Origin of the sequence: Thermococcus sp. EP1 (genome assembly GCF_001317345.1) — an archaeon.
Taxonomy (GTDB): Archaea; Methanobacteriota_B; Thermococci; order Thermococcales; family Thermococcaceae; genus Thermococcus_A.
This window is the reverse complement of sequence record NZ_JXCG01000025.1, coordinates 1-4,194: the sequence shown is the minus strand read 5'-3', so window position 1 is coordinate 4,194 and position 4,194 is coordinate 1. Positions and strand designations below refer to the sequence as shown.

At 37.4% G+C, this 4,194-nt stretch carries 5 protein-coding genes; 3 read left to right on the top strand and 2 right to left on the bottom strand.

Going from position 1 to position 4,194, the window contains the following annotated elements; genetic code table 11:
• The first annotated feature begins 195 nt into the window (after positions 1-195).
• The 3 genes from EP1X_RS09835 to EP1X_RS09825 all read left to right on the top strand — a co-directional run bounded on the left by EP1X_RS09835 (position 196) and on the right by EP1X_RS09825 (position 2,672).
• The gene (locus EP1X_RS09835) at positions 196-1,044 is read left to right on the top strand and encodes a CBS domain-containing protein (protein ID WP_055284063.1); all 849 of its coding nucleotides are present in this window, start codon (positions 196-198) and stop codon (positions 1,042-1,044) included.
• A complete protein-coding gene (locus EP1X_RS09830) occupies positions 1,041-2,057 on the top strand; it encodes a homoserine dehydrogenase (RefSeq protein ID WP_055284061.1) in 1,017 nt (338 codons plus the stop codon). The genes EP1X_RS09835 and EP1X_RS09830 overlap by 4 nt, the downstream gene beginning before the upstream one ends.
• Before the next feature lie 87 nt (positions 2,058-2,144).
• On the top strand, positions 2,145-2,672 hold the full coding sequence (locus EP1X_RS09825; RefSeq protein ID WP_055284059.1) for an ASCH domain-containing protein: 528 nt from the start codon (positions 2,145-2,147) through the stop codon (positions 2,670-2,672).
• Here EP1X_RS09825 and EP1X_RS09820 read toward each other — a convergent pair.
• The gene (locus EP1X_RS09820) at positions 2,665-3,270 is read right to left on the bottom strand and encodes a ZPR1 zinc finger domain-containing protein (protein ID WP_055284057.1); all 606 of its coding nucleotides are present in this window, start codon (positions 3,268-3,270) and stop codon (positions 2,665-2,667) included. The genes EP1X_RS09825 and EP1X_RS09820 overlap by 8 nt on opposite strands.
• Before the next feature lie 55 nt (positions 3,271-3,325).
• Positions 3,326-3,715, bottom strand: coding sequence for a cell division protein SepF (locus EP1X_RS09815; protein WP_055284056.1), 390 nt, complete (start codon positions 3,713-3,715; stop codon positions 3,326-3,328).
• Between the last annotated feature and the right edge of the window lie 479 nt (positions 3,716-4,194).

The window sequence follows — 4,194 nt, the reverse complement described above, 5'->3', positions numbered from 1 at the left end:
GACCCCGCCGCTATGACCGCCGTACCACTAACAACTCCCTGTATTGAGTTTATAAATTTTGCGGTAAGAGCACAAGAGCCAAAGACCATGAAGGATAAACTATTTGTGACACTAACGAATGGAAGATGACACGCACCCACAAAAGTGAAAAACTTAAATAGTGAAAACACTTCCTACATAAAAGCGGTGATGAAAATGAAAGTTAAAAGTCTCATGACCCCAGATCCAGTAGTAATTGAACTCCCAGCTACTAGGAATTATGCACTAGATCTTTTTAAAAGGCACAAGGTTAGGTCTTTTCCGGTTGTTAAAAGAGGTACAAAGGAGCTTGTTGGAATAGTTAGTATTAAACGCGTCCTCTTACATCCTGACGAGGATCAACTTGCAATGCTTGTTAAGAGAGACGTTCCCACAGTTCATCCAAATGATAGTTTGAAGAAAGCTGTTAATCTAATTTTAAAGCACAGCTACAGAAGAGTTATTATAGTAGACAAAGAAAATAAGGTTATAGGAATTCTAACCGTAGGAGACATAATAAGAAGGTATCTATCCACAAATGAAAAAATGAAAAACATAGAAATTGAGCCATATTATCAAAAGTATGTGAGTGTTGTATGGAAAGGAACTCCATTAAAAGCAGCCTTAAAAGCCCTTCTGCTTTCTAACTCCATGGCTCTGCCTGTAATAGATGACGAAGGAAGTCTCATTGGAATTATTGATGAAACCGACCTACTCAAAGATAGTGAAGTAGTTAGAGTCATGAAAACTGCAGAACTTGCAGCGTCTAGCGAGGAGGAGTGGATTTTAGAGAGCCATCCTGTACTTTTATTCGAGAAATCTGAACTCCAGCTTCCCAAGAAGCCTGTGGAAGAAATAATGACAACCCAGCTGAAACTAGCAACTCCTCATATGAGCGTATATGAAGTAGCAAATATAATGACCCAAGAACACATAGAGCAACTCCCTGTAATACGTGGAGAGGGGGAGATAATAGGGCTTATTAGAGATATTGACTTACTGAAGGCCATAGTGAATGCAAGATGAATTCTATTTCCCTTTCCATTATTGGTTTTGGAAATGTTGGAAAAGGGGTAGCAGAGGTTCTTTATGCTAAAAACAGATATTTTAAAGAAAAATATGGAACTGAGATAAAAGTAGTTAGTATTTCTGATTCTAGCGCCACACTCTGGAACTCTGAGGGGATAAATCTTGAAGAGGCTCTTGAGGTTAAGAGAAGCTTTGGCTCACTTAAATTTTGGGGACAAGAATATGAGATATACTCTCTAAGCCCAAATGAAGTCGTTGAAGAGATAGAGAGTGACATAGTAGTAGACGTTACAAATGACCCAAATGCAGGAAAATGGCATTTAAAAGCCCTAAAAGCAGGTAAAATCGTTGTAACATCAAACAAGCCCCCTGTAGTTTTTTATTACAATGATTTAATCAGTGTATCTCACAAAAAATGTATTCCCTATCTCTTTGAAGCAACGGTTATGGCAGGAACTCCCATAATAACACTCTTAAGAACTGGCATACCTGCAGATTCAGTGATAAAAATCCTCGGAGTCCTTAATGGAACAACTACTTTTATACTAAACTCTATTGAAAATGGCATGGACTTTCAGAAAGCTCTTAAAAGAGCACAAGAACTAGGAATAGCTGAGAGAGATCCCTCTGGAGATCTAAAAGGAATAGATGCTGCGTATAAAGCAGCAATCTTACATAATCTGGCCTTTCGCCCAATAGACTTCGACAAAGTTCGGATAGAGGGGATAGAGTCCCTCTCAGAGGATGAAGTTAGAATGGCCAAGAAAAAAGGAGAGCCATTTAGATTATTAGCATCCATAGAAGATGGAAAAATAGAAGTGAAGCCCACAAGGATTCCCATAGATAGCCCACTTGCAGTAAATGGAACCTCAAACATTGTAATAATAGAAACAGACTTGCTTGGGGAACTAATTATTAAAGGCTCCGGAGCCGGCATAAAAGAAACTGCTTCAGGAGTTGTTGGAGACATTATAAGAGCAATTAGAATACATAAAGACTTCACTTTTTAGATTAATGAGAGATCTGTAGAATAAAGTTATTGATAATTAACACAAATCTTTATAATAGCTTCCTTGATTTTTGATTTCGGTGAAAGTATGGAACACGTTATAGCCCTCCATCAAGTTTACGGTGAACTAATCTTTAGGGGACTAAAATATCATGAAATTAGGAAAAAGCCTATTTTCAAGGAAGGTGATACCATCTTTCTTTATATTGCAAGAGGCAACTTGAACATTCTAAGGAAAACTCTTGAAAAGCTAGGACTCAATGAAGATCAAGCCTTAACCAAGAGAGGAAGCATAGTTGGAGGTTTTGAAGTAGGAGAAGTTATCAAGGCAGATTTTGAGACATTATGGGAACTCACAAAAGATAGCAGTGGCCTTGCATTTGTCTATGGAGAGGAAGAGGGCAAAAAGTGGCTGAAAGCTTATATTAAAGAATATGGATACGCATTCACTGTGGAAAAGCCATTTTTATTTCAAGAACCGTTAACAAGGGGAAAAATGAAAGACCTTTACGGTGTACATGTGGAAGGAATTATCCATCTCTCCACTAAAAGTCGACAATCCTGGGTAAAGGCCCTTTTTGAAGATCTTATGGCCAGAGAGATACGTTTTATCTAGCTCCCTTTTCTGGATCGTAGATTATATAAGGTCCGGTACTTAGTTTTTCTAGTTCCTCCTTGGTGAGGAGCCTACTTTTAACTTTCTCTCCTATTAGTGCACTGTTTCCAAACGGATCCATGATTTTTACTGTAAGAGGCTTTTTACCCTCTTTTACCTCCGCAATGTAACTCAAGATTTCCTCGATTTTTCTAACACTTTCCTCATCATTCTCCTGCTGTTTAAATCTCTTAGCCATTAAAAGTGTCTCCCTAGCCCTTTCAAGAACTCCTTCCACATTACTAACAAAACCTTGACTTGCAGGACCTGGCTCTATTTTTATCCCTATTTCCTCAAGCTCAATTGTACCACTTTTGCTCCTCACGACTCTTGTAAAGAGATCCTTTTCCTCCTCTACTTTAACCACATACACTCTTGGTTCTTTTTCCTCCAAAAGCATGACATCTGCATTCCTATATCCACATTCCTCACAGATTATCGTGGATTCCATGACTTTCCCAAAATAAGGTATTTCGTGAATATGATTCAAAGCCTTTAGAGTATTCTTCCCACCACAAATAGGACAATCACCTAATCTAATTTCATGAATCTCACTCATTTTTAACTCACCACAACTAAAAAGAAGAGGGGGTTTATAAAGGTTAGAGAACCCATCAGCCTTTGTAGATCTTAATATCAGGAGGGGTTATTAATATCTTAATTTCATGTTTAGCTATCTTTGCGGTTTCTCCACCAAGAGCTTGAGTAATCCCCTTTATCTGCTCTACAACCTTAGCCAGTACTTCAGGTTTTGATTCCAGAGGAGTTAAATCTGCAATAATAATATTGCCCATTTGAATTTCCTCAGAAATTTTCTCCAAATCACTGTAACTAGTAACAACAATTTTCTTTATGTATCTAATCTCTGGTTCGGTGATCGTTTTTGCTATAAGATCTTCTTCCAGAGGAATAACTTCGACTTCATGTTTAACATCCCTTTTCCTACCCGCTCCAAGTTCTTTCTTTGGTTCTTCTTTTTTGATGATCTTGTCAAACAACCCCATAGTTTTTCACCCCAAAACATTCTTGACTAAGTTATTTTTTGGTACTAACTCTTTATATTTCTTGTGGATGAGAGTTTGATAAATACCCGATTAATTCCTCCTTAAAGGAGGGAAGTTTTTAAGTCCCAGAGATATGATATTCAAAAACTAAAGGATTTCCATTGATAGAGTGAGCATTGATAAAGCAGTTAATTCATAACTAATAACATTAGAATGCGAGTTAGAAGAATAACTGGGCTCACCTAGGGGAGAAGCTAAATTTCGTCAATTGTTTATATAGGAAAATTGTTATCAAATATGACCAATATGACTTCTTCACTCAACAGTTTCTATGAGACCATAAGGCAACAAAGGATAAAAAGGTCAAAAATAGGCCCGTTTATCGAAAGCTTTATATACCTTTAATTCCAAAAATAAGAATGAAGAATTTTCCCAGGAGGTGTTATGAATGGCTGAGTTGCCAATTGCCCCAATTGATA

Coding starts and splice junctions, on each gene's coding strand:
- EP1X_RS09835 (WP_055284063.1), top strand. CDS start 196: ATGAAAGTTAAAAGTCTCATGACCCCAGATCCAGTAGTAATTGAACTC.
- EP1X_RS09830 (WP_055284061.1), top strand. CDS start 1,041: ATGAATTCTATTTCCCTTTCCATTATTGGTTTTGGAAATGTTGGAAAA.
- EP1X_RS09825 (WP_055284059.1), top strand. CDS start 2,145: ATGGAACACGTTATAGCCCTCCATCAAGTTTACGGTGAACTAATCTTT.
- EP1X_RS09820 (WP_055284057.1), bottom strand. CDS start 3,270: ATGAGTGAGATTCATGAAATTAGATTAGGTGATTGTCCTATTTGTGGT.
- EP1X_RS09815 (WP_055284056.1), bottom strand. CDS start 3,715: ATGGGGTTGTTTGACAAGATCATCAAAAAAGAAGAACCAAAGAAAGAA.